General features: G+C 44.5%; 22 protein-coding genes and 1 tRNA gene. 9 read left to right on the forward strand and 14 right to left on the reverse strand.

Annotated features, from left to right (window positions below; translation table 11 throughout):
• Positions 1 to 122: 122 nt before the first annotated feature.
• Genes FXO21_RS09705 through FXO21_RS09720 form a run of 4 tightly spaced genes read right to left on the reverse strand, consistent with a single transcriptional unit; the run spans position 123 to position 2,625 of the window.
• The gene (locus FXO21_RS09705) at positions 123 to 656 is read right to left on the reverse strand and encodes a hypothetical protein (protein WP_149639900.1); all 534 of its coding nucleotides are present in this window, start codon (positions 654 to 656) and stop codon (positions 123 to 125) included.
• Positions 637 to 1,347, reverse strand: a complete 711-nt coding sequence (locus FXO21_RS09710) for a P-loop NTPase family protein (RefSeq protein ID WP_149639901.1) — start codon at positions 1,345 to 1,347, stop codon at positions 637 to 639. Before FXO21_RS09710 ends, FXO21_RS09705 begins: the two co-directional genes overlap by 20 nt.
• Entirely contained in the window at positions 1,344 to 1,727 is a 384-nt protein-coding gene (locus FXO21_RS09715; protein WP_149639902.1) for a hypothetical protein, read from the reverse strand. The genes FXO21_RS09710 and FXO21_RS09715 overlap by 4 nt, the downstream gene beginning before the upstream one ends.
• Positions 1,651 to 2,625, reverse strand: coding sequence for a toprim domain-containing protein (locus FXO21_RS09720; protein ID WP_149639903.1), 975 nt, complete (start codon positions 2,623 to 2,625; stop codon positions 1,651 to 1,653). The genes FXO21_RS09715 and FXO21_RS09720 overlap by 77 nt, the downstream gene beginning before the upstream one ends.
• A gap of 16 nt (positions 2,626 to 2,641) precedes the next feature.
• Between FXO21_RS09720 and FXO21_RS09725 the strand changes: the two genes are divergently transcribed.
• Positions 2,642 to 3,007 (forward strand): hypothetical protein, encoded by a 366-nt coding sequence (locus FXO21_RS09725; protein WP_149639904.1) that lies wholly within the window; start codon positions 2,642 to 2,644, stop codon positions 3,005 to 3,007.
• 90 nt (positions 3,008 to 3,097) lie between these two features.
• On the opposite strand, the gene FXO21_RS09730 is transcribed toward FXO21_RS09725, so the two are convergent.
• From FXO21_RS09730 to FXO21_RS09740, 3 genes are all read right to left on the reverse strand, one after another.
• Positions 3,098 to 4,075 carry an AAA family ATPase gene (locus FXO21_RS09730; RefSeq protein WP_149639905.1) on the reverse strand — a complete coding sequence of 326 codons (978 nt, stop codon included), beginning with the start codon at positions 4,073 to 4,075 and terminating at the stop codon, positions 3,098 to 3,100.
• A 42-nt stretch (positions 4,076 to 4,117) separates the two neighbouring features.
• Entirely contained in the window at positions 4,118 to 4,411 is a 294-nt protein-coding gene (locus FXO21_RS09735; protein ID WP_149639906.1) for a helix-turn-helix domain-containing protein, read from the reverse strand.
• Between the two features lie 401 nt (positions 4,412 to 4,812).
• Positions 4,813 to 4,885 (reverse strand) — tRNA-Phe (locus tag FXO21_RS09740).
• Positions 4,886 to 5,122: 237 nt separating this feature from the next.
• Between FXO21_RS09740 and FXO21_RS09745 the strand changes: the two genes are divergently transcribed.
• From FXO21_RS09745 to FXO21_RS09760, 4 genes are all read left to right on the forward strand, one after another.
• Entirely contained in the window at positions 5,123 to 6,448 is a 1,326-nt protein-coding gene (locus FXO21_RS09745) for a (Fe-S)-binding protein (RefSeq protein ID WP_149639907.1), read from the forward strand.
• 31 nt (positions 6,449 to 6,479) lie between these two features.
• On the forward strand, positions 6,480 to 7,277 hold the full coding sequence (locus FXO21_RS09750; RefSeq protein ID WP_149639908.1) for a (Fe-S)-binding protein: 798 nt from the start codon (positions 6,480 to 6,482) through the stop codon (positions 7,275 to 7,277).
• Positions 7,278 to 7,368: 91 nt separating this feature from the next.
• Positions 7,369 to 7,869, forward strand: coding sequence for a hypothetical protein (locus FXO21_RS09755; RefSeq protein ID WP_149639909.1), 501 nt, complete (start codon positions 7,369 to 7,371; stop codon positions 7,867 to 7,869).
• 40 nt (positions 7,870 to 7,909) lie between these two features.
• Entirely contained in the window at positions 7,910 to 8,392 is a 483-nt protein-coding gene (locus FXO21_RS09760; protein WP_149639910.1) for a gliding motility lipoprotein GldH, read from the forward strand.
• Between the two features lie 2 nt (positions 8,393 to 8,394).
• On the opposite strand, the gene FXO21_RS09765 is transcribed toward FXO21_RS09760, so the two are convergent.
• On the reverse strand, positions 8,395 to 9,618 hold the full coding sequence (locus FXO21_RS09765) for an AI-2E family transporter (protein WP_225865637.1): 1,224 nt from the start codon (positions 9,616 to 9,618) through the stop codon (positions 8,395 to 8,397).
• Between FXO21_RS09765 and FXO21_RS09770 the strand changes: the two genes are divergently transcribed.
• Together FXO21_RS09770 and FXO21_RS09775 are read left to right on the forward strand one after the other, a co-directional pair.
• A complete protein-coding gene (locus FXO21_RS09770) occupies positions 9,617 to 10,444 on the forward strand; it encodes a hypothetical protein (RefSeq protein ID WP_149639911.1) in 828 nt (275 codons plus the stop codon). The two genes, FXO21_RS09765 and FXO21_RS09770, sit on opposite strands and share 2 nt — an antisense overlap.
• Positions 10,445 to 10,531: 87 nt before the next feature.
• A complete protein-coding gene (locus FXO21_RS09775) occupies positions 10,532 to 11,242 on the forward strand; it encodes a response regulator transcription factor (protein ID WP_149639912.1) in 711 nt (236 codons plus the stop codon).
• Here the strand turns inward: FXO21_RS09775 and FXO21_RS09780 are convergent, their stop codons facing one another.
• Complete coding sequence (locus tag FXO21_RS09780) at positions 11,243 to 13,735, reverse strand: AsmA family protein (RefSeq protein ID WP_149639913.1); 2,493 nt, start codon at positions 13,733 to 13,735, stop codon at positions 11,243 to 11,245. It abuts the gene before it with no gap.
• A 207-nt stretch (positions 13,736 to 13,942) separates the two neighbouring features.
• Here FXO21_RS09780 and lysS point away from each other — a divergent pair, with 207 nt between their 5' ends.
• On the forward strand, positions 13,943 to 15,658 hold the full coding sequence (gene lysS, locus FXO21_RS09785; protein WP_149639914.1) for a lysine--tRNA ligase: 1,716 nt from the start codon (positions 13,943 to 13,945) through the stop codon (positions 15,656 to 15,658).
• A gap of 63 nt (positions 15,659 to 15,721) precedes the next feature.
• On the opposite strand, the gene FXO21_RS09790 is transcribed toward lysS, so the two are convergent.
• Positions 15,722 to 15,916 (reverse strand): cold-shock protein, encoded by a 195-nt coding sequence (locus FXO21_RS09790; protein ID WP_026629450.1) that lies wholly within the window; start codon positions 15,914 to 15,916, stop codon positions 15,722 to 15,724.
• A gap of 348 nt (positions 15,917 to 16,264) precedes the next feature.
• Here FXO21_RS09790 and FXO21_RS09795 point away from each other — a divergent pair, with 348 nt between their 5' ends.
• Positions 16,265 to 16,486 carry a PspC domain-containing protein gene (locus FXO21_RS09795; RefSeq protein WP_149639915.1) on the forward strand — a complete coding sequence of 74 codons (222 nt, stop codon included), beginning with the start codon at positions 16,265 to 16,267 and terminating at the stop codon, positions 16,484 to 16,486.
• On the opposite strand, the gene FXO21_RS09800 is transcribed toward FXO21_RS09795, so the two are convergent.
• From FXO21_RS09800 to FXO21_RS09815, 4 genes are all read right to left on the reverse strand, one after another.
• Entirely contained in the window at positions 16,470 to 17,507 is a 1,038-nt protein-coding gene (locus FXO21_RS09800) for a glycosyltransferase family 2 protein (protein WP_149639916.1), read from the reverse strand. The genes FXO21_RS09795 and FXO21_RS09800 overlap by 17 nt on opposite strands.
• Before the next feature lie 10 nt (positions 17,508 to 17,517).
• Complete coding sequence (locus FXO21_RS09805; RefSeq protein ID WP_149639917.1) at positions 17,518 to 17,865, reverse strand: YbaB/EbfC family nucleoid-associated protein; 348 nt, start codon at positions 17,863 to 17,865, stop codon at positions 17,518 to 17,520.
• 47 nt (positions 17,866 to 17,912) lie between these two features.
• Positions 17,913 to 19,832 carry a T9SS type B sorting domain-containing protein gene (locus FXO21_RS09810; protein ID WP_149639918.1) on the reverse strand — a complete coding sequence of 640 codons (1,920 nt, stop codon included), beginning with the start codon at positions 19,830 to 19,832 and terminating at the stop codon, positions 17,913 to 17,915.
• Positions 19,833 to 20,001: 169 nt separating this feature from the next.
• Positions 20,002 to 21,942, reverse strand: a complete 1,941-nt coding sequence (locus FXO21_RS09815; protein ID WP_149639919.1) for a T9SS type B sorting domain-containing protein — start codon at positions 21,940 to 21,942, stop codon at positions 20,002 to 20,004.
• Between the last annotated feature and the right edge of the window lie 83 nt (positions 21,943 to 22,025).

Consider the following 22,025-nt stretch of genomic DNA (forward strand, 5'->3'; position numbering starts at 1 on the left):
GAGCGAAGCGCAGAAATTGTAGTTACAAACACATGGCTTGCTTAACGAAAGCCAATTAATAAGTTAGAAACCGGCCGAACACGGTCGAATTTGGTCGAAAAAAGTCGAAACCAAGGAGTTTATCACTGACTATCAGTGACTAATGGAACCAGGACTACATTTTGCTTTTTGAGGTACTGGTATTCCTCGCCTATCTTCATTGAAGAGATGTTGGACGCCGGACGAAGTACCAGGTAAGTAGTATTTTTCTCCTCGTGGAGTGCTCCATTACGGATCAGCTGACGGAAGTGCTCGAAGTTTGGATAACTGTCCTCGAATCTGGCTATCTCCTGATACTTGTTCCCCTGGTTCACGAAATAGGCGATCAATAATATTCCCACCAACGTGACCAACGACGGAGGCAAAAGCCGAGAGATACCAAACCAAAATGCTTGTCGGTCGCTTTTGAAATGAACCAGGTTGATTTGCCCTTTGATTAATTGGGCTGCCTTTCCAATTTCGCTATTTGACTGAGCAACGTTTTTGCCGAAATCCTGAAAGTGCTCATGCAGCTCGGTCAACATTACCGCAGTCCACTCGTCCATTTCAAAACCATACTTGGCCTGATACGCGCCCCTCATTCTTGTGATTGCGTCTTTACTGATTGTTGAGTTCATCTTTGAAATGGTCGTTAAGTTCTTTCTTCAATCTCAGCTTTGCACCGGTCTGATACTCGCCGATGCTATAACCTTTCCTTATGCCGTCGAGTATATGGCTGCCCAAATTGGAACCGGGATCAAAATCGGCGAACTTCCGGAATCGTAGTCCCAATGCTTTGCAATTCCTTTCCAACTCTTCGCCGAGCTGCGCAAAATTGTTGAACGTCGTAATGCTTTGCCAGACGGTCACTTCAAACTCATTTTGCAAAGCCCTGAGAAGCTTGTGCAAATAATCGACGCTCGATTTATACATACCGCCACCGCCAATAACAATGTGAAAGTTTGCCTTGCAACCCAGTTCGTCGACGAAATCCTTAAATGGGATATCCCGTTCAATCAATGCAGGAAGCTGCTCCGATTCGGGCGCACCGAAATCAAAATAGATACGGTCAAAAGGCGTCTCGGCGAGACTTTCGAGATACGAGATAAGGCTGTCCCTTACCAGTACTTGTTTCTCATTGAGAAGCGAAACTGCCTCCGTCCGCAAATCGCCCAAAAATTTAAGCTGGCGAGTCGAGGTACCGGTCGAGCTGTCCAGATCGACGAACAGAGACTTTTCAGAATTTTGCTCAGCAACCGCGAGCAGATATGATAGCAGGCTTTTACCCACTCCTCCCTTCGCTTGAAGGATAAAATTTAGCTGTTTCATCTTTTTGTGAATTTTGATTTAATACCTTCCATTGCCACACTTATTTCATCCACGTCCGTCCAATCAACTTCTTCAAGATCAGGTTGGATGGTTTTGACCTCCTTGCTCATGATTAGCGAATTCGAGTTATTCCCAGGGTACATGTCTGCGATCAGTTTTTGTCTCTCGTTCTCGGTGTGCCGTTTCCCAAAATAGTGGCGACAGTATTTGATATCTGCCGCATTGATAATCCCCTGCTTTCCCAATTCCTGATTGATCATTTCGACTACCGCATCGATCGAGACATTGAGCTTTATCTTGTCCCTAAAAAGTGCGAAAAGCATTTTCCGGCGCTTCCGGTCTTTTCTTGCGTACAGGCGCAACAGCAGGTCTTTGGTCATTGAGGTATTGGTTTTGAGTGAGAAAATCATTCAAGTCCTTGCAGCCAGCATACATTACTGCCATGTCGATCACCTTCGGATAATTGTGCTTGATATAAGCCGCTGTTTCGAATCCGGCTTTATCGTTATCGAGAAACAGGTACTTCGGACCAGGTGCTGCGAGAAATTCGTGGGCTCGTTTTAACTGCGAGGTGGAATTCAGGATCAGGAAATTCGCATCGGATATTTGGAACTCGGGAAGCATCCAGTACGAGAGAAAATCCATAAACCCTTCGAAGATCAGCAGCTTATTGCCGGAATTATCGATATAGGAAACATCCTTCGGAGCAATGCATGATTTGAAACTCACGCTCCGGATCTCAATACCTCCCGCCCTATTCCTGAAACCAATAGCATTGTACTCGCGCCCGCCGTTCTCATAGTTGACCTGAATGCAATACCTTCTTACTACTTCATCTGATATACCTCGACTGCTCAAATACCGCAGCAGATAGCCATGTCCAAGGATACCTTCGGACGTTATACGCAGCCCGGAGCTCACATCCTGCCGCAACCTCACTTCTGGTTTTTGCGGGTGAAAAGAAGAAAGACCGTCAGTGATCAGCCTCATGACCTCCTTCACATCTGAATTTTGGAACAACCGGCAAGCCAGGTCGATCAGGTTGCCTCCCACACCAAGTGCATGATCATACCAGAGATTTTTTCGAGTATCAACTTTGAATGATGCCCGGCTCTCCGGCTCTCGTATCATGCTGATATACCAATAGTTACTACCCTTTACGGACGCTGGCCGGAAGCCATTCTGGGCCAAAAAGGCCACGATTTCGTACGATTGATTGATCTGTTTTGCATTCATAGCTTTTCTTTTTTCACCCGCCGGTGTTCCGTTCCGTTCCATTTTCCACGCGTTCCACTTGTTCCATTTTGCTCAAAAAACTCGCTATCTAATTGAATATCAAAACGTTCCATTTTTAGTCGATTTTTTGAGCGAAAAAAGTGGAACAAATGGAATTTTGGAACTTTTGGAACAACTGGAACGGAATGGAACGAGTGGAACAAATGGAACAAGATGGAATACCCGACGCCAATTGGAATTAGTGGAACGAATGGAACGAAACGGAACTTTGGAACAAATGGAATTTTTGGAACAAGTGGAACGAGATGGAACGTCCCAGACCAAAATGGAACCAGCGGAACGGATGGAACGAAATGGAATTTTGGAACAAATGGAACTTCTGGAACAAATGGAACATGGCCAGACTAGCCAAGTTCAATGCTAGATGTTGCCATTTTCTTCGAACATTTTTCTCGCAATCCCCTCTCAAAAATTAGGAGGGGTTGTGAGAAAAATGTGGGCCCATTCGAGCTCATTACTCGTTTAGCCAGCGATGAATAGTGCCTTTGCCCCTATTCAAAATCTTCGCGATCTGTTCAATAGTCTTTCCCTGATCACGAAGCTCGCGTGCTAAATCCTTCTGCTCCTCCTTGACAGGCATCACTTCGGCACCAATGTGCTGCGCTTCGTCGATGTTGTCCTGGACAAATTCAAACCATAGCGAATCCGGATTCAGGCGGATGAGCTTGGCACCGTCGGTCTCTTCGCAATGCCTTGATTTGGAGCGTTTGAAAATCCGATACTGAATGTCCTGCTTGCTCTTCCGAAGAAACATGTCGCTATCCGTCAAATCAGATTTCACGCCGGAGCCGCTTTGAAGGTCACTATCGGTCAGCAGATTCCGGGTATGCTTCCGCGTATGGTCAGTGATGATGATTGTTGTATCCAGTAAATCACGCAACGTTAAGATTAGGTGCATTGCCTTGGCGACTTCCTTCCCATTGTTTGTATCGGAATTCAGGAAGGCAACCCTGAAATTGTCCAGAACGATCAAGACTGGCTTGTGCAGCTTCGACATTTCAATGATCGCTTGCGCTTCTTCGTCTAAGCCCTTCTTGGTTGTATAGACATAGCTGTGATACTCCGAAAATCTGATTTCCTCAGGTGGTGCGTCAAACAGCTTGGCCAGCCGTCGACTGATCGTATCTTCACTGAGCTCACAATTGATGAATAAGGTGTTCCCGTGGTATTCAATAGGCTCATTCCAGATTGACGGCCATTCCGCAGAAATGGCAATACAGGCTTGGAGGCCTAAGAGCGTTTTGCCGGTCCCACGCTCCGCCGCGAAGATCACCGCGGAGTTTTCCAGGACATAATTTCCGAGTAAACGCCGCAGCGGAGCCAGCGTTCTACCTTTGACCGCGAGGTTTTCCATCTTGTTTAGTGAAGATTTATGTAAAATCTTTCCTTCCGAATGGTTGGAGAAACCATTCAGGGCTGCTAAATTTGTCATACTAAGACTTTTAAGTTTTTAAGGGGTAATGCGGGCTAGGCATTATCCCTTTTTCTTTGTTTTCTGATTTGTGTACATGTAATCCAGCACCTCGGACTTGATGAAGTAAATCCTCCGATGTAGCCTCCGATAGGGCAAGCCCGATCTTTGCCATTGGTGCAGCGTGACCAGCGAAACGTTCAGCTCACGCGCCATTTCAGCCCGCGAAAGCAGCGGCTCTTCCTTCGAGCCTTTCAGACCTTGATTCGGGCTGAACACATTTCTAAACTCCTCTTGAATCACCTCTCGGGTGAAGCTCTTGAACTCGTCGAATTCGATTAAAACCAGTTTTGACATGACACGTTTGTTTTCGGTTGATGTTGGTCAAAGGTTGGGGGAAGGGAGGCGAAAAATCAAGTATGAAAAAGTATGAACTTTGCTTCAACTGGTGTTAAATGCATCCAGAAGTTGTTTAGGCACATTTTGCCTTATCTCGCGATAAAGTAGCGAAAGCGATAATTCCAGCTCGGAATTAAGAGAATCGTAAAGTGATTGGACAGTTTTTGGGATTGATGCTGGTCGCGAAGTAGAAATTTCGCTCCCAGGTCGAGCGGCAAATGAAGATTTTGCGCTGCTAAGATTAAAGAGATTGTCCGCCGCAGATATGCGATTTCGGCGCAACTGTAAACCAGAATGTAAACCAAACAAAAAACCGCTCGATAATTCAAAGATTATCAAGCGGTTAGCTTTGCATTCTGTGGTGATGGACGGAATCGAACCGCCGACACAAGGATTTTCAGTCCTTTGCTCTACCGACTGAGCTACATCACCAGGCTCAATTGGTTCCCTTTGGGACTGCAAAACTAGAAGTTTGGTTTTGCTTTACAAATTATTTCCAAAAATATTTCTTCGATATTATCACTAACGCCAGTACAGCCCTGAAAATCTTCGTGTTACATAATATCGCCTTTATTTATTCAAAAACCATTTGCTTCAAAACACATTTTTGCCATATTTGCTATGGTATGCTTGCATACTAATTCATGGCGCAGATTGAACATTTTTTATATGGCAGTGTTACAACAGGTTTTCTTTATCGCGCTTCTGGCTACCATTTTCTGGCTGGTTTACAGGCGCGCGAGCCTGATCCGGAGTACGATATTGCTCGGGAAAAGCGAGGACAGGACAGACCAACCCGGGAAACGGCTATCGACCATGCTGCGTGTTGCGTTTGGACAAAAAAAGATGTTTGATCGCCCGTTGATCGGTGTTCTTCACTTTGCTGTCTACATTGGTTTCATATTGATCAATATCGAAATTCTGGAAATCGTCCTGGACGGTGTTCTGGGAACACACAGGATTTTCGCGCCTGCTCTGGGAAGCTTTTATGTATACCTGATCGGCTTTTTTGAAATATTGGCGTTTGGCGTTTTGCTGGCTTGTGTCATCTTTTTAATCCGTAGAAGCATTGTGCATGTGGACAGATTTCAGCCTGAAAAGCATCGGGAAATGAGCGGGTGGCCGCAGCTTGACGGTAAATTGATCCTCATTTTCGAAATCGTTCTAATGCTGGCCATTCTGTCCATGAATGCCGCAGATAGTGTATTGCAGGAAATGGGCGATCCGCATTATACGCAGACAGGCAGTTTTCTGTTCAGCCAGTTTCTGAAACCGCTATTTACAGGTTGGGAACCCGATGCGCTTGTGATTTACGAGCGTTTTGCATGGTGGTTGCACATTATAGGCATTTTCGTCTTTGCCATTTATCTTACTTATTCCAAACACCTGCATATTGTGCTGGCATTTCCGAATACTTATTTCGCGAGGCTGTCCCCAAAAGGTAAAATGAATAATATGCCAGAGATTACCAGCGAGGTGAAGGTGATGATCGGGCTTGAAAATCAAAATGCAGATTCGGTTGTACCCGAGCGTTTTGGTGCCAAAGATGTCGGCGACCTGAGCTGGAAGAATCTTATGGATGCTTATTCCTGCACGGAATGCGGCAGGTGTACGGAGGCTTGTCCGGCCAATATTACCGGGAAAAAACTGTCGCCGCGAAAAATCATGATGGATACCCGCGACCGACTGGAAGATGTGGGTCGCAATATGCAGGCAAATGGCGGAATTTTTGTTCCTGACGATAAAAACCTGATCGGCGACTACATTCTTGAAGAGGAAATATTAGCATGTACCTCCTGCAATGCCTGTGTGCAGGAATGCCCGGTGCTAATCAATCCACTCGATATCATTTTACAGTTGCGCCGTTATAAAATAATGGATGAAGCGAAGGCACCTGGCTCCTGGAATATGATGTTTCAAAACCTGGATACCAATCAGGCGCCATGGAAATTTTCACCTGGGGACCGCTTTAATTGGGCTGACGCAATTAAGTAACATATTAATAAGAATTAATTATTCCTGAAAAATGGAGGAAAACTCATATAAGGTCCCTACAATGGCAGAAATGGCCGCGGAAAATGAAACTCCCGAGGTTTTGTTCTGGGTAGGTTGCGCCGGTTCTTTCGATGACCGCTACAAGAAAGTGACAGTGGCTTTCGTCAAAATATTAAATAAAGCAAAGGTAAAATTCGCTGTGCTGGGTACCGAAGAAAGCTGCACGGGAGATCCAGCGCGGCGGGCAGGAAATGAATTCACTTTCCAAATGCTCGCAATGTCCAACATTCAGGTGCTCGATATGTATGGAGTTAAGAAAATCGTGACCGCTTGCCCGCATTGTTTTAATACCCTGAAAAATGAATATCCCGAGCTGGGCGGCAACTATGAAGTGCTCCACCACTCCGAGTATTTACAGCAGCTTATCGACGAAGGAAGGGTAAGACCGGAGAATGGCGAAACGTTCAAAGGTAAGAAGGTAACTTTCCACGATTCGTGCTATCTCGGTCGCGCCAACGATATTTATGAAGCGCCAAGACACGTACTGGAAGCCCTGGATGCAGATCTTTTTGAAATGAAAAGATCGAAAGTGAAAGGACTTTGCTGCGGTGCGGGTGGCGGCCAGATGTTTAAAGAACCTGAAAAGGGCAACAAGGATATCAATATCGAACGCATTGAAGAGGCGCTGGCAACCGGCGCCGATACTATTGCAGTAGCCTGTCCGTTTTGTATGATTATGATGACCGACGGGCTCAAAAACAAAGAAAAGGAGGATTCGGTCAGGATTTATGATATTGCTGAACTCGTAGCAAAGGCTAATGGACTTTAATTCAAAAGAATCCTTAAGAACTTAGTCGCGCCCACCGTTGTTGAAAATTCAGCATACAAAATACCGTGATAAAAGCTTAACTTTTTAAAATATGTACATCCCGTTTAGTGATATCGATTTTCAGTCCAGAGTCTGGGTATATCAGGCGAACCGCAAACTGAGTGATTCCGAGACCGGCATTATTACCGAAACTTTAAAAGCGTCGCTGGACTCGTGGGAGGCGCACGGAAAACCTTTAACGGCATCCGGAAAGGTGTTCGAACATCGTTTTGTTGTGATTGCGGTTGATGAAAGGGACGAGCTGCCAAGTGGCTGTTCGATCGATAAGTCTGTGCATTGGTTGCAGGAAATCGGGAATCGCATGCAGATTGACTTTTTCGACAGATCGCTCGCTTATTTTGATGATAATGGAGAAGTTCAAACAATACCTGTTGCCAAAATAAAAGCATCGGTGCAGGAAGAAATCATTGTTCCTTCGACTACTGTTTTCGATAATCAGGTAGCGACTAAAGCGCAATGGATGAACCGTTGGAAAATTCCCGCTTCCAATTCCTGGCTGAACCGTTATTTCACACAGCAGACCAATTTGTAGTAAAAATGGATAGTTTTGGAAGTCCAATAGCTAATCTCACATGAAGTTTTCCGGAATTTTTGCCGCTTTATTGCTTTGCCTGTCCCTCGTCTCCTGTGATGATAGTATTGTTTATAAAGCGCATGAAGATATTGACGACGGACTTTGGTATATCAAAAATAAGCCGGCATTCAAAATAGAGATCACCGACACCACGCAGGTTTACAACCTCTATTATTTGTTGAGAAATACACTTCAATATCCTTACTATAATCTTTACCTCACCCGCAACTTCACCGGCCCGGACAAGCAACTGATCTCAAACACGCTGGAAGAAGTGTACTTGTCCAATGAAATGACCGGCAAGCCGTATGGTCACGGACTGGGTGATCTTTTTGACCATAAAATACCTTTCCTGAAAAACTATCGCTTCTCCAAATCCGGTATTTACACCATCACGCTTTCACAATCCATGCGACAAAATCCGCTTCCTTTTGTGATGAGCGTTGGTATTAGCGTCGAAAAAGTACAGGTTAACAAATAGGACTATACATTCGGAGCATTCCCTGGAAGCGTAGAAGAAGAACCCTCCGGTTTTTTTCTTGGCTTGTTTCGGTACCTTCTGTAAGACTTTTTCTTGAATTCGTTGACTGTCTGCTCCCGCTGGATCTCCGCCTGTTCAGCTGCGACTTCGTGCACAGGTTCACCCAGCAAAAATCCGTAAGGTTCCAAACTTGGGACTGTATCAAAAATCACTTTCAGAATAGCCGTAACCGGTAATGCAAGGATTAAGCCCGAAAGCCCCCAAAGCTGACCGCCCAGAAACAATGCGATAATCGCTGCCAGCGGGTTCACACTCACTTTGGAACCAACGATATTGGGCGTAATGAAATTTCCTTCCAGGAACTGTACGAAACTCATAATGCCGATCACACCGACAGCATACCAGGGAGAATCCATCGTGACAATACTCAGCAATGCAGGCAAAACCGAGCCAATCAGTATTCCGATGTAAGGAATCAAAATCAGGAAACCAGCCAGAAAACCGAAGAATATAGCATGCGGGATTCCCAGTAATAGAAGCCCGATACTATTTAAAACACCCACAATTAAAATCACTAAAAATAATCCTGAGAGATAGCTCTGGATCACTTCATATATTTTTCTTAACAAAAGGTTTAAATCCTCGTTCGGTACTTTTCGGATAGCTTTGTGCACGAACATTCTGAAAAAATCGCGGTAAAGCATGAAAAAGAAAATATACAGCGGGATTAATACAAAGGTCGAAATGGCGCCGGTCGTAGTTACAAGCGTGTTAAGCAGGAATGCGCGGCCTTCGGTCAACGCGTTAACAAGGTATTTTTTCCCCTCGCTGACTTGCTGCGTACGACTGATATTTAAGTACCGCTCACCCATCGCCAAAGTTTGGTCCATGATGATTTCAGCCTTTTCGGTAATACGCGGCAACTCCTCGGCAAAGCTTCCGATCTGGATCGAGACAACGTAGACCAGAATAACGATGACAACAAATAAGGTCAGGATACTCAGTAAAATAGCGCCGATCCGGGGTACTTTGTGCCGTTCCAGCCACGCACAAACCGGGTAAAGCAGGATAGCGAGGAGGATAGAAAATGCGAGTGGTATAATTGTTTCCCTCAGTGTATAAAGAATGTAAACTGTCGCGATAAGGGCAACAAGTGTGCTTGCCAGCTTTAAGTAAATAGGGGTTTCTCTATCTTTGTCAGGCAGGGGGCGTAATGTTGAATTCATGGATAAATTAATGTACGTATGGTTTGCGGTCAAGACACTGTTTTCTACCTGCCAGTCGGATTATAAAATTAACGATTTCGAGAAAGTACGGTCTCATTACAAAATTAGCAAAATAGGCAAGCTCCCCAGCTCTATTTCAGAAAGTTCAGGGCTTGCCAGGTCACACAATGAAAACATATTCTGGTCACATAACGATAGCGGTGGAAAAGCGGAACTCTATGGTTTTGATCTGACCGGCAAACTTGTCTCAATAAAAGCAATTTCACAGGCAAGAAATGTGGATTGGGAAGACCTCGCAGAAGACAAGGCCGGCAATATCTATATCGGGGACTTTGGAAATAACTCCAACAGTCGCTCAACATTTGAAATTTATAAGCATAATACCCTCGACTCCACTACCCAGCTCATTAAATTTAAATACGCGGAACAGCAAAACGGGAGGAACCGCATTTTCGATTCCGAGGCTCTTTTTCATTATCAGGGAAACCTTTACCTATTTTCAAAAAATTGGAAGAATGATCCAGTGGTGAGAATGTACCAGCTTTCGGACAAGGCTGGTGACTATGTGGTAAATGCAGTCGATAGCCTTCCAATTAATACACAGGTAACTTCTGCAGATATCAGTCCCGACGGTAAAAGGTTTGCACTGCTGACGTATGGGAAAGTACTTATTTTTGAAGTATCCGGTGAGGGCATTAATTTTAGTAAGCCGCTGGGCTGTTTCCGGTTAGTCAAAAAGCAAAACGAAGCGATCCTTTTTTTGAACAATACCGATATGCTGGTTACAAATGAGCAAAGAGATATGTACCGGATTACTTATCGCTGATATTAAGTTTGTGTTAATAATTGCGGGAAACATGTAATGTGAACATCACATCCTCTAATTTCGAATCGCGTTTTAATCATAAAAACAATGAGCACCACGAAATCCGCTGTTTCAGCACCGAAAGTACTAGTAGTGGATGATGATTCCGATATTGTTGAACTCCTAGAATATAACTTAACCAAGGAAGGCTACTCGGTACTTACAGCTTCAAACGGAAAAAAAGCCATTGAAACTGCCAAAACATTTATACCAGACTTGATCCTTCTGGACATTATGATGCCGCAGCTTGACGGTATCGAAACCGGGCGAATTCTTCGCCAGAATCCCGATATTAAAAACACCTATATCCTGTTTCTGACTGCACGTTCCGAAGAATACTCGGAAGTAGCTGCATTTGATGTGGGCGCCGACGATTACATCACAAAGCCGATTAAGCCAAGGGCCTTAATGAGCCGGATCAATGCATTGTTTCGCCGGGAAGCTCAAAAAGCGGAGTCTGGTGATACGATCGATATTCTCGACCTGTCTATTAACAGGAAAAATTACACTGTGACCCAGGCCGGTGAGAAGGCGACGGTACTCCCGAAAAAGGAGTTTGAATTGCTGTTCTTTCTGGCGCAAACGCCCAATAAGGTTTTCAGTCGCGACGAATTGCTGCAGAAAATCTGGGGTGCAGATATTTATGTGCTCGAAAGAACTGTCGACGTACATATCAGAAAGTTACGCGAAAAACTGGGCGACAGATATATTAAAACTCTGAAAGGCGTAGGTTATATGTTTAGCAACGAACTCAGCTGATCATTTTTCAATAGCCGCCGGATCAACCTTTACCTCTTCGTTTTTTTCCTTATTCTTCTCGCGCTTACGACGAAAAGCGAGCTTGATATTCACCTCCCCGTTTTCGTCAATAGCCCGGAGGAAAATTTTTGAGCCGCCTTTTTTCTCTTCATTATTGGGGTCCAGCACGTAGGTAGAATCTCTCTTTTTGAGATTGCTGAGCGGGATTTGAATGTTTATATCTGTCTTATTACCAAAACTGTACACGCCGTCCAGATACAACGTAAGCACGTTGGATTCGATTTCCATAGGCGCGATCTCAATCTCCTGCCCTCTTAACCTGATGTTATTCCGGATCGGAGCAAATCTCACCTCTTCGAAGTTACGTTTTTTAAAGATGAGCTTTTTTATTTTCATAAACGGCTCAAAATTAATGATATAACCTCTCGTCAGATCAAAATTCAGCTCACCTTTCATGGTTGCCGGCATCAACCTGACATTGTTGTTCAGGTTCGCTTCAAATTTGAAATCGGTATTGAGAATACCTTTCAGATTATCACTGGTAATCGTTTTTTGTCCAAAATTATCGAAAGAACGAAATACGGAATGGACGTCTGCGTTCGACACTTTTCCGGTAACTGCCACCCGCGGCTGCCCTTTTCCTGAGTTTTCCATCACGCCCGAAACCCGGAAATTACCCTTTCCAAAGGCCTTCATGATAAAATATTCTATGGCAACTGCATTGTCCTTAATGGTGAACTCGCCTTTTACATCACGTGCCGTAAATTGCCGGTACTGAAGTTCTTTCGCGTCCAGCTTGGCCGTCACTTCCATTTTATCAATAGCATTGTCCAGCAATTCCGATAGTTTGCGTTTTTTTCTTCTTTGCTGACTTTCGTTCTGCCTGGCAGCAAAAAGTCCTTCCAGCCAGTTCAGCTTCCACTTTGGAATATTGACATTCACTTTTGCACGCAATGGCTTTGGCGATCCGAATAAATAAGGGATAAGATCGAGTATCTGGCCGCGCATATAAAGCATATTCTGCCCGTCGTAAAAGTGCAGATCCTGAAAAACCACTGCCTTTTCATTGAAGTTGAAATCTCCCGTTATCCTCGACAATCGCACCTTTCTCGGTAAGTAGTCGAGTTCGATATTCTTGATCGAGGCTTTCCCAAATATCTTCCCGTCAAATCTGTCACGCTCCGAATTGTAAAAATTTTTTAAACTTCCGTTAAAGTGAAAATCGATTTTAGCAGTACCGCGTTTGAATTTGTAGCGGCTTTCATCGAGCAGCGCGCCCAGGTTTGTCGAATCGGCGTCGACTCTTCCATCCAGTATGGCTCTGGGGTTACGGAAATCCTTCACTGAAAATTTAAATGTAAACGGGATTTTTTCGAAAAGACCAGTGACTTTAGGGGCGACGAGTGCCGAGTTCCAGATGTCAGGCAGATGCGATGTGTCGGCCTGGTTTGTAAATGTTCCAAACGCTTTCATTTGTCGTAAAAAGCCGACGGGCAGTTCATAATTAAAGGTATCCGTTTCAAATTTCACATCTACCCTTGCCTTGTTCTTTGACATCAGCTGACCGATTACTTTCACTTCAGTATCGACCTTCGCCTTGATTCCCAGCGAATCGATCTGTTTTCTCAGCCTTTCTGTCAGCAGCGGCAATGCATTTTTTACTTCAATTTTATCGGCAGTAAAATTCATCCTGAAATTTCTAACCGTGTCGGCGAAATCAAAATCGCCTGTAATACCGATTTTGTCGTGCGTCGCGCTTTCCAGTACGGAAGGATATATTCTCAATTTCTTAGCATCCGCGTCAAATGCGAGCGCCAGTGCCAGATTAGTTTCCTGATTGATTAAAAAGCCCCCTTTTTCCGGTTTGAATGTAAGCCCTTTGAACAATACTGATCCGGCGAAACTGGCGTTTGTAGTTGTGTCGGTAGGCGTTACAATGTTCGTTGCATCATGGAAAAGCGCGCCATAGTATTTTTTCTTCACTGAATCTGCGAACGCCACCTCGAAATTTACAAACCGCAGGTTTCCGAACTTTTCAATAATGTTGCTACTTCCCGCCTTTTTATCTTTCTTTTTCTTCCCTCCGGACTGAAAGATAGTGAGGTTGGAGTACCCGTTGCGCATGGTAAACATGTTCAGTGAGCCATCCTGTAACACCAGGTTTTTCACCTTGACATTACCCTTATAAAATCCTTTGAGATCCAGAGCGACATGTACCAGTTCGGCTTCCAGAAACGGTTTATTGTGACTCGAATACAAACTATCCGTCAGCCTGACTTTGGAAAGCGTGAAGTTCAATCCCAACCCGCCGTAAAATGGCCGAAATTTAAAATCGCCTATTTCAAGGTTTCCATTAAGGTTTTCATTGACTATTTCCTGAACACTTCTGAATATTTTTTCGCGATTTCTGTAAACCCAGATTTCGACAGCCGCAAAAATGAAAACAGCGCAGAGGGCAACAATTCCAAAGATTTTTAAAACTCTTGCAAACATGAACGAGGGGTTTTAACGCAACTTTTTCAATAAGGAAGCTTCACAGGCTGGTTCCTCAATATACATTTATTAATAATGTGCCAGGCTATATCCCGTCAAACCAAACCGGGCATGTTAAAGGTTCACCTTCGCTATTCAAGGCAAAAAATTGTAGTTTTGCGGACTCTTTGGAGATGGAAATACACTGACAAATTACATTGCTGCAAAATGCTACTTAGCGAACAGGAAATATTGCGCCGCCAAAAGCGAGAGGAATTAATCCGAATGGGTATTGAACCCTACCCGGTTGAAGAATTCGTAGTCAACACTTATGTCTCTGATATTCTTAAGAATTATGAGAACAATAAGATTGACTACAAGCATGTATCGATGGCGGGCAGGTTGATGGGCTTCCGGATTATGGGAAGCGCCGCATTCGCCGAATTCCAGGATAGCTCAGGGCGCATTCAGCTTTATTTCCGCAGAGACGATCTCTGCCCGGGAGAGGATAAAACGCTTTATAATACGGTATTTAAAAAGTTACTGGATATCGGTGACATTATCGGAATTACCGGTTTTGTTTTTACTACTCAGACGGGCGAAATTTCAATTCACGTCCAGGAATTCAAAATTTTGAACAAATCCCTGCGCCCGCTGCCGGTTGTGAAGCGGGATGAAGAAGGAAATATCTATGACGGATTTACGGATCCCGAACTCAGGTACCGCCAGCGCTACGTCGATCTGATCGTTAATCCTGATATCCGCGACATTTTTATCAAACGCGCCAGGATCATTACTACCATGCGTTCGTTTTTTGATTCAAATAATTGGCTGGAAGTTGAAACGCCCGTATTGCAATCAATCCACGGTGGTGCAGCAGCGCGCCCGTTTACCACCCACCATAATGCGCTGGACTTGGGATTATATCTACGCATTGCCACAGAACTACACCTCAAAAGGTTGATCGTCGGCGGTTTTGAAGGGGTTTATGAGTTTGGCAAGCTATTCAGGAATGAAGGAATGGACCGTACCCATAATCCGGAATTTACAACGGTAGAACTTTACGTAGCCTATAAAGATTATATCTGGATGATGAAAATGACCGAAGAGCTGCTGGAAAAAGTGGCAATTGCGGTCAATGGAACTACCAAAGCTGTATTCGGCGGTGTAGAGCTGGATTTCGCCGGACCTTACCCGAGGCTGAGCATCACGGATGCGATCCGTCAATATACGGGTTTGAATGTAGAAGAACTCGATGAAGTTGCGATCCGCGAGCAGTGCCGGACCTGGGGAATGGAAGTGAGCGACAGCATGGGCAAAGGCAAACTGATCGACGAAATTTTTGGAGAAAAGGTCGAAGAACATATTATCCAGCCCACTTTCATTACTGATCACCCTGTTGAGATGTCACCGCTTACTAAAAAGCACCGGACCAAACAGGGTATGGTAGAGCGTTTTGAACTTTTTGTAAACGGAAGGGAAATTGCAAATGCATATTCAGAGCTGAACGATCCGATCGAACAAAAGGAGCGCTTTGAGGATCAGCTAAAATTGAAAGAGCGTGGGGATGATGAGGCAATGGAAATGGATGATGACTTCATCAGGTCACTGGAATACGGGATGCCGCCAACATCAGGCATTGGTATCGGAATCGACCGGCTGACCATGTTGCTGACCGACAATTCGAGCATTCAGGAAGTGATTTTCTTCCCGCAGATGCGTCCTGAGAAAAAAGTGGAAATTGCGAAGGAATCCGATTATATCAATGCTGGAGTGCCCGCAGTGTGGGTGCCTGCTTTGCAAAAAATGAATATTCTGACAATTGAGCAACTGAAAGCAGCTAATGCGAATAAAATCTTCAATGATTTGGGAGGAATGCGCAAGAAGTTGAAAATTGACGAAAAAATGCCTCAGCTCGATGATGTAAAGTCCTGGGTTGAATAGATCTAAAACTAAAAATGCCGCTCTTACGAACGGCATTTTTAATTTCCCGCAAAAAAAATACAGTTATATTTTTTTTACCTGTACAGCATTCAGTCCTTTTTTCCCTTCAACGACTTCGTATTCTACTTGGTCATTTTCACGGATAGTAAGTCCTCCCAATCCTGTCACATGGACAAAGATGTCTCTGTTTGTGTCGTCTTCAACGATGAAGCCGTATCCCTTAGCTTCATTGAAAAATTTTACAGTACCTGTTGGCATAATGTTGAAATAAAAAAATTGAAATAAGGTGAAAACACAAGAGAATTGTAAGCGTTTCAATAAATACTCGAAGTGGCTCTACCAAATAATTGAGGGAGGCTCAACCCATTAGCAAAAGAAATTTTGGCAATTCTTGTTAAGACATCTTGATTATAATGAACAACTTACAAAATCTTTAACCACAAAGAAACAAAAATTGTTTGTAAAACAATTTATTTGCTTAAAGAATTTGAAAATTTACGAGTTAGCGGTATTTTGCTCTCAGCGGCCCATTTGATAAAAAATAATCTGTATGATTGTTTATACCCGTCAAAATTGGTAACTATGAAGTATCAATCTTAAAAAGGCATGAACAAGCTTCGATACTACGTTGAAAATCAAATATTTGGAGTTTGTGCGAAACTGGGAGAACGGCTGAATTTTCCGGCGAGCAGCATCAGGAAATACTTCATATATGCTACTTTCATGACCTTCGGCTCCCCGATTATTCTGTACCTGGTTCTTGCATTTTGGATGGAGATCCGTCAGCACTGGAGAAAGCACAATAGCCCTACTATCTGGGAGTTGTAGCACTGGTTTTCTTCGGATTTATTCCCGAAAGCTGATCAAACCGGTGTTTTCCGAGCACGAAATATTCCCATACAATACTTTTGTAATATAGAGGAGCACGGTTGGTATTCCTCGGCGTATGTTTCATCAGCGTAGGGATCATCCGGTAAAATGCAAAATGCGCCCGCACAATAGCAAGTACGTCAGGCCAGGCACCGGTTGCCATAAATCGCACGCTCGACACGCCGTCCAGCATTAGGCGGATCAATACTGTTTTCCAGCGTCTTCCCTTCGGGAGATTCTTGAAGAGCATGATCAGATTATTACGGTAATTGAGAAAAGTTTTCCGCGGGTTAGACTTGTGGAGTGTACCACCGCCAACGTGATAAACTGTTGACTTTCCGCAGTAAGTAATCCGGTACTGCATATTCAGCAACCGCCAGCACAGGTCAATCTCTTCCATATGGGCGAAAAAACGCTCGTCGAACCCATTGGCTTTGTGAAATGCATCAGCCCTCAAAAACATACAAGCGCCGGTTGCCCAAAATACGTCGCCTTGATCATCAAACTGGCCAAGATCTTCATCCCGGGTATCGAAAATCCGTCCCCTGCAAAACGGGTAACCAAGATAGTCCATAAATCCACCGGCTGCTCCGGCATATTCAAAATGCGTGGGAAGGTCAAAAGCGCGGATTTTGGGCTGGCAGGCGGCAATATTGGGATCCGAATCCATGAATGCGATGACAGGGTCAATCCAGTCCGGAGTTACCTCTATGTCGGAATTCAAAAGAATGTAATAATCCGCCTCGATATGCTTGAGTGCCTCGTTGTAGCCCCCTGCGTAACCCCTGTTCTCATCGATGGACAATGTCTTGAGGGTAGGAAAATTCACTTTTACCCAATCAAGAGAATGATCGGTTGAGGCATTGTCCGCTATCCAAATGTCATAGCCTTCTGAATACTTTAATATATTAGGAAGGAATCTTTCGAGATAGTGTTTACCGTTGTAATTCAGGATTACGATCGCAACCGAAGAGGCCATTGAGGAATTATTATTTCATAAATCCGCTCAAATCCAACCCTGGGATATTGGGTAGCACGCCATCTGTTGCTTTTTGTAAATGCGCCTTGATTTTAGGTTCAATATTATCAAATGCCCTGTTCACGGCTGCTACGATCAAATCCTGTAGCATTTCCTTATCCTCTGGTTTGATAAGGTCTTGGTCAATATCGAGGCTGACCAAAGCTTTCTGACCATTTACAGTGGCTTTAACCAATCCACCACCCGACTCCGCAGTTTCTGTGATAGTACCCAACTGATCCTGCGCTTCTTTCATGCGGGACTGGAGATCTTTCATTTTCCCCATCAGACCCATCATGTCTGCCATATTTCCAAACATATCTTATACTGTTAAGTGCCAGCGTCTAAAAATTTCTTTAAAGACTTCTACCTTAAAAGCATAAAAGTACCACTTTTTTCAACTGTTTGGTTGATATCGTCAACGAAAGTCATTTTGTAAACGTAGGATCCTACCGGTGCGTTTTCACCCTTAATAGTACCATCCCAGCCATTATTGATGTCCTCCGAATGAAAAACTACCTGTCCCCAGCGGTTAATCACGGAAAAAGTAAAAGCTTGCAGCTGGGTGGATTTTGCTTCGAGAATATCATTGTAGCCATCGCCATTAGGGCTGAATGCATCAGGCACAAAAACGCCCGCGCCTCTGCGGTAGTTGATAATATTGGAAAGGCTTTCAAAATCTCCATCGGGGGAAGTAGCGCGGATATGGAAATTATATTCCAGGTCGCTTTGGGCATTGAGCTGGACTGTGTACTTTGAATTCATCGCAACAGGAATCACTTCTTCTGCTGTGCTGGAACCAGCTTGTATGACATCATACCCCGAAATTCCTCCCAGGATCGGCAATTCCGTAGTCCAATTGAGTGTGGTTAAATTTTTCGTCAGTAAAATGGTACAGATCGGTTGTGAAGCCGGAACCTTCTGGCCGCAGGAATTGGTGTAACTTATCCGGTAGCAATACGAAAGTTCATTGGTTTTGACATCCGGATCCGAATATTCGCTTTCATTAAAAAGGGTAATAATTTTCTTGAACAATGTTGCGCCTGCCTCAGCTTTCTCAATGGTAAGGTCATAAGTGCTATTAGGTCCAGCACCAGGAACATTCGCTTTAATTGTCACCAGATGATTACCATCAACGGTAACCGCTGCACCTTCAATAGGCTTTGGAGAAGCGATTTCTGCTTTCACACCAACCGGGGCCGAAGTTGAAGTTACATCCTTAAGTTTGGCAATAACCTGATATTCCGAATAACTGCCGCATTGCACATCCTCATCCGTGTAAGTAATATCGTTTATGGAAGTAAAACTTTTAATAACTGTTCCATCGCGCAAAAGATCATAAGATGTAAACTCAGCCGCATCAGGATACTTGCTCCATGTAAGAATATTTTTCCCGTCTTCGGACTTACCGGAAAGGGTCATGCTACTGTAAACCTTGCTGTCATTTTTACCTGAACAAAGATCCTCCGAAGAAAGCTTTAACTGATACACCTGGCTAGTAACCATACTCTTCACATCGAAGGGTTGCAGCCCCCCCGATGATCTTCTTCCTGCTGTCGTATAATTCGAATTATTCGTACTGTATCGTATATCGGTGTACACCCCGCTTATGCCCAGGTAGTTGATCCTAAGCGTACCATCACCCCTCATTTCGATAGATTTGATCGCAATCGCGTTTAACTGAGGCTGCTGAAAAGAAATGGGCAGAGAAGTTGGGCGACCCGCATTGCATCCCTTTCCCACATATAGCCCCGTTACCAAAACAGTTGGATTACTACTCACATCTGTATAATTGTGCTCTATCACCAATAGGCTTCCTTTCTTCCAGACGTCAGTCTTTCCGTCTCCCCATTCTATTTTTACCTCGTCATATGCTTTCAGGATCGCATCATCAGTAAGACTCAAAAAAATCTTTCCACCGCCACATGAAGAATACTGCGGCGTGATTACCCGGGTTTCAAACACCTCAACGGTCTTGCAAGCATAAAACTGCCCGGAAGACACTGCCCCCTGCTGTAATATCGTGTACAAACCAGGAAGAGAATATGTGAAATTCGGGCCGCTCTGTGTTTTTGGAGATTTCCCGTCATAGGCGGCATCATAGGCCACTAAAATCGGATTCGGAACAGTATTGGCCACGGTAACTGTGAGTGGAGCACAACCTTGCGTCTTATCAAGTGTAAATCCGCCTCCACCACGGTCACACAAGCCCTGGCCATTGACGGATATCGTGACTAAGCAACAGAAAACAAATAAAAGTGAAGGGGGAAGTAACGGTAATCTCATAAGTGTGCAATATTAAACTTTGACTTTTTCTAAAAAGCGATCATTAACACTAAGCTCTAAGTTACAGGTATTTATACGCAGCGGGATGCCAAAAAGCTGCAAGCTACGCAAATATTTAACGGCGTAGTCCGGAAACTATTATCCGGATTTAGAAGGCATTCAAAAAGTCCTATCTAATCAACAAAAAACTCCCTTTTTTGGAAAATTTGCGACCGGAAGTATCTACTGCTTCGATCTGATATATATAGTAGCCGCCCGCCGCGTTCTCACTGGCGACTTTTCCGTCCCAGGTATCCGCCAGGTTTTTTGAGTGATAAACCACTTCTCCCCAGCGATCAAAAACCGACATCTGAAACTCTGAAATAAAATAAGCTTTTACCTCAAACCGCTCATTATATGTATCCCCGTTGGGTGTGAATGCGTCCGGCACCAGTACAATCGGCTCGCTTCTGAAATTAAGTACATTAGAAGAACTTACCAACGCGCCATCCGCCGATTTTGCTTCTATGCGGAAAGAGTAGGAAGATTGGGCCGCGAGATCCAGTGCATGTGCGATTTGCAATTGTTTAGGAATAGTCAGTTCCGTATTCCCCTGATCATCAAGCTGGTGCAAATCATAGTTACCAACAGGTTCCGTAAAGGGCGATTCGGTTGTCCAGACTAGTTCCGGCGTCCGGCTCGTCAGTAAAATGGTACACACGGGCTGGCTATACCCTGGCGATTTCAGGTTACAGGCGTTTTCATATTGAAACCGATAGCAATACGAGTTTTCATTTGAACTGACTGCGTTATCCAAAAACTGTAAGCTCTGATTGTCGGTCGGAGATACTTTCTGATAATCAGAACTCCCGGCGACTGCCCGCTCGATAATCAGATCATAACTACTGGTCAAGCCTTCACCCGACAACTGGACCTGCGTACTGACCGTATTTTCGGCCTGGACTGTCACACTCGCCTGAGTGATGAGCCCTGGTGCTGAGGTTTTTGGTTCGAGAATAACAGGCGCAGAGTAAGAACGTACATCGTTTTCAATGATCGCGACAATTTCATACTTATAGCTATTGCCGCATTTCACATCGGTGTCCAGGTAAGACAATGCATTGGCCGAAGAAAAAATGACCGATCCGTCCCTCTTCAACTGATATTGTATCAGATTATCGGTATTTGGAAAATGCTCCCACGAAAGCGAAATGATTTCATCCAGCGCATAGGTCCCTTCCATGACATGCATGCTGGCCACCGCCGGGCTTTCGATCAGGTTATCGCAAATATTCCGCGACGATAATTTGAAACGGTATTTTTGCTTCGCATCCAGTCCCGCGACCGTAACCGATTGTGTGCCGCCCGTCTGTCCCGACTTACCAGTTGAAACGAACTGACCGTCGCCCTTATCCATTAACAACTCAGTGACAATGCCTTCCATTCCCTCATACAGCACCTTCGCCTCGCCTGCCGGCAGCATTTCCACGCTTTTGATAACAACACCGGCCAGCGACTGTGCATTGGTTCCCGTCAAAGTTTTAGCTATCGTTTTCTGCTGACAATCCAGATTCCGGTAGCTGCCGCGGATGCTCACTACCGGCTTCGTACCAGCGGCATAGGTGTGGTCTACAACCAGCGCGCTGCCTTTTGGATTGATGCTCTGATTCGATCCGTCGCCCCAATTGATTATCACGCCATCATAAGCCGTTGAAATACTATCACTTATTAATGTCAATCTGACTTTTCCACTCGGACAAACAACCAATTCTGCATTGGGCGCGCGGGTCTCTTTTACGATAATGTCGGTGCATTGGCTAAAACCGGTCCCATTCGCACTGCCGAATTGTAAAATCGTGTAAGTGCCCGGAAGATTGTAAGTATGGCTGGAATCCTGGGTAGTTTCCGACGGATCGGGAACGGTAGTCCGCGAGCGATCGAAATTGTAGGCGTAGGTCAGATTTTCTGATTTCGGAACCGTATTCTTGACAGTTACCGATAACGGTGCACAACCGGCAGTTGGAGTAAGTAAAAACCCACCGGTATTCCCGCAAAAGCTTTGACCGGTTACATGCAGAGAGGTAAGTAATACCGCGCCCAACACAAATACGATCAATTGCCTGAAATTCATAAGTGAGTATAAATGTCCCGGAATAAGCCCCTCTCCAATTTAATTTCTATGAAACGGTAAAGGTAAATCCGTTGTTCAACATT

The organism is Dyadobacter sp. UC 10 (genome assembly GCF_008369915.1).
In the GTDB taxonomy this organism is placed as follows: domain Bacteria; phylum Bacteroidota; class Bacteroidia; order Cytophagales; family Spirosomataceae; genus Dyadobacter.

What these genes read in the sequence shown, in the direction of transcription:
- FXO21_RS09705 (WP_149639900.1), bottom strand. Translation starts at nt 656, where the DNA reads ATGAACTCAACAATCAGTAAAGACGCAATCACAAGAATGAGGGGCGCG.
- FXO21_RS09710 (WP_149639901.1), bottom strand. Translation starts at nt 1,347, where the DNA reads ATGAAACAGCTAAATTTTATCCTTCAAGCGAAGGGAGGAGTGGGTAAA.
- FXO21_RS09715 (WP_149639902.1), bottom strand. Translation starts at nt 1,727, where the DNA reads ATGACCAAAGACCTGCTGTTGCGCCTGTACGCAAGAAAAGACCGGAAG.
- FXO21_RS09720 (WP_149639903.1), bottom strand. Translation starts at nt 2,625, where the DNA reads ATGGAACGGAACGGAACACCGGCGGGTGAAAAAAGAAAAGCTATGAAT.
- FXO21_RS09730 (WP_149639905.1), bottom strand. Translation starts at nt 4,075, where the DNA reads ATGACAAATTTAGCAGCCCTGAATGGTTTCTCCAACCATTCGGAAGGA.
- FXO21_RS09735 (WP_149639906.1), bottom strand. Translation starts at nt 4,411, where the DNA reads ATGTCAAAACTGGTTTTAATCGAATTCGACGAGTTCAAGAGCTTCACC.
- FXO21_RS09745 (WP_149639907.1), top strand. Translation starts at nt 5,123, where the DNA reads ATGGCAGTGTTACAACAGGTTTTCTTTATCGCGCTTCTGGCTACCATT.
- FXO21_RS09750 (WP_149639908.1), top strand. Translation starts at nt 6,480, where the DNA reads ATGGAGGAAAACTCATATAAGGTCCCTACAATGGCAGAAATGGCCGCG.
- FXO21_RS09755 (WP_149639909.1), top strand. Translation starts at nt 7,369, where the DNA reads ATGTACATCCCGTTTAGTGATATCGATTTTCAGTCCAGAGTCTGGGTA.
- FXO21_RS09760 (WP_149639910.1), top strand. Translation starts at nt 7,910, where the DNA reads ATGAAGTTTTCCGGAATTTTTGCCGCTTTATTGCTTTGCCTGTCCCTC.
- FXO21_RS09770 (WP_149639911.1), top strand. Translation starts at nt 9,617, where the DNA reads ATGGATAAATTAATGTACGTATGGTTTGCGGTCAAGACACTGTTTTCT.
- FXO21_RS09765 (WP_225865637.1), bottom strand. Translation starts at nt 9,618, where the DNA reads ATGAATTCAACATTACGCCCCCTGCCTGACAAAGATAGAGAAACCCCT.
- FXO21_RS09775 (WP_149639912.1), top strand. Translation starts at nt 10,532, where the DNA reads ATGAGCACCACGAAATCCGCTGTTTCAGCACCGAAAGTACTAGTAGTG.
- FXO21_RS09780 (WP_149639913.1), bottom strand. Translation starts at nt 13,735, where the DNA reads ATGTTTGCAAGAGTTTTAAAAATCTTTGGAATTGTTGCCCTCTGCGCT.
- lysS (WP_149639914.1), top strand. Translation starts at nt 13,943, where the DNA reads ATGCTACTTAGCGAACAGGAAATATTGCGCCGCCAAAAGCGAGAGGAA.
- FXO21_RS09790 (WP_026629450.1), bottom strand. Translation starts at nt 15,916, where the DNA reads ATGCCAACAGGTACTGTAAAATTTTTCAATGAAGCTAAGGGATACGGC.
- FXO21_RS09795 (WP_149639915.1), top strand. Translation starts at nt 16,265, where the DNA reads ATGAACAAGCTTCGATACTACGTTGAAAATCAAATATTTGGAGTTTGT.
- FXO21_RS09800 (WP_149639916.1), bottom strand. Translation starts at nt 17,507, where the DNA reads ATGGCCTCTTCGGTTGCGATCGTAATCCTGAATTACAACGGTAAACAC.
- FXO21_RS09805 (WP_149639917.1), bottom strand. Translation starts at nt 17,865, where the DNA reads ATGTTTGGAAATATGGCAGACATGATGGGTCTGATGGGGAAAATGAAA.
- FXO21_RS09810 (WP_149639918.1), bottom strand. Translation starts at nt 19,832, where the DNA reads ATGAGATTACCGTTACTTCCCCCTTCACTTTTATTTGTTTTCTGTTGC.
- FXO21_RS09815 (WP_149639919.1), bottom strand. Translation starts at nt 21,942, where the DNA reads ATGAATTTCAGGCAATTGATCGTATTTGTGTTGGGCGCGGTATTACTT.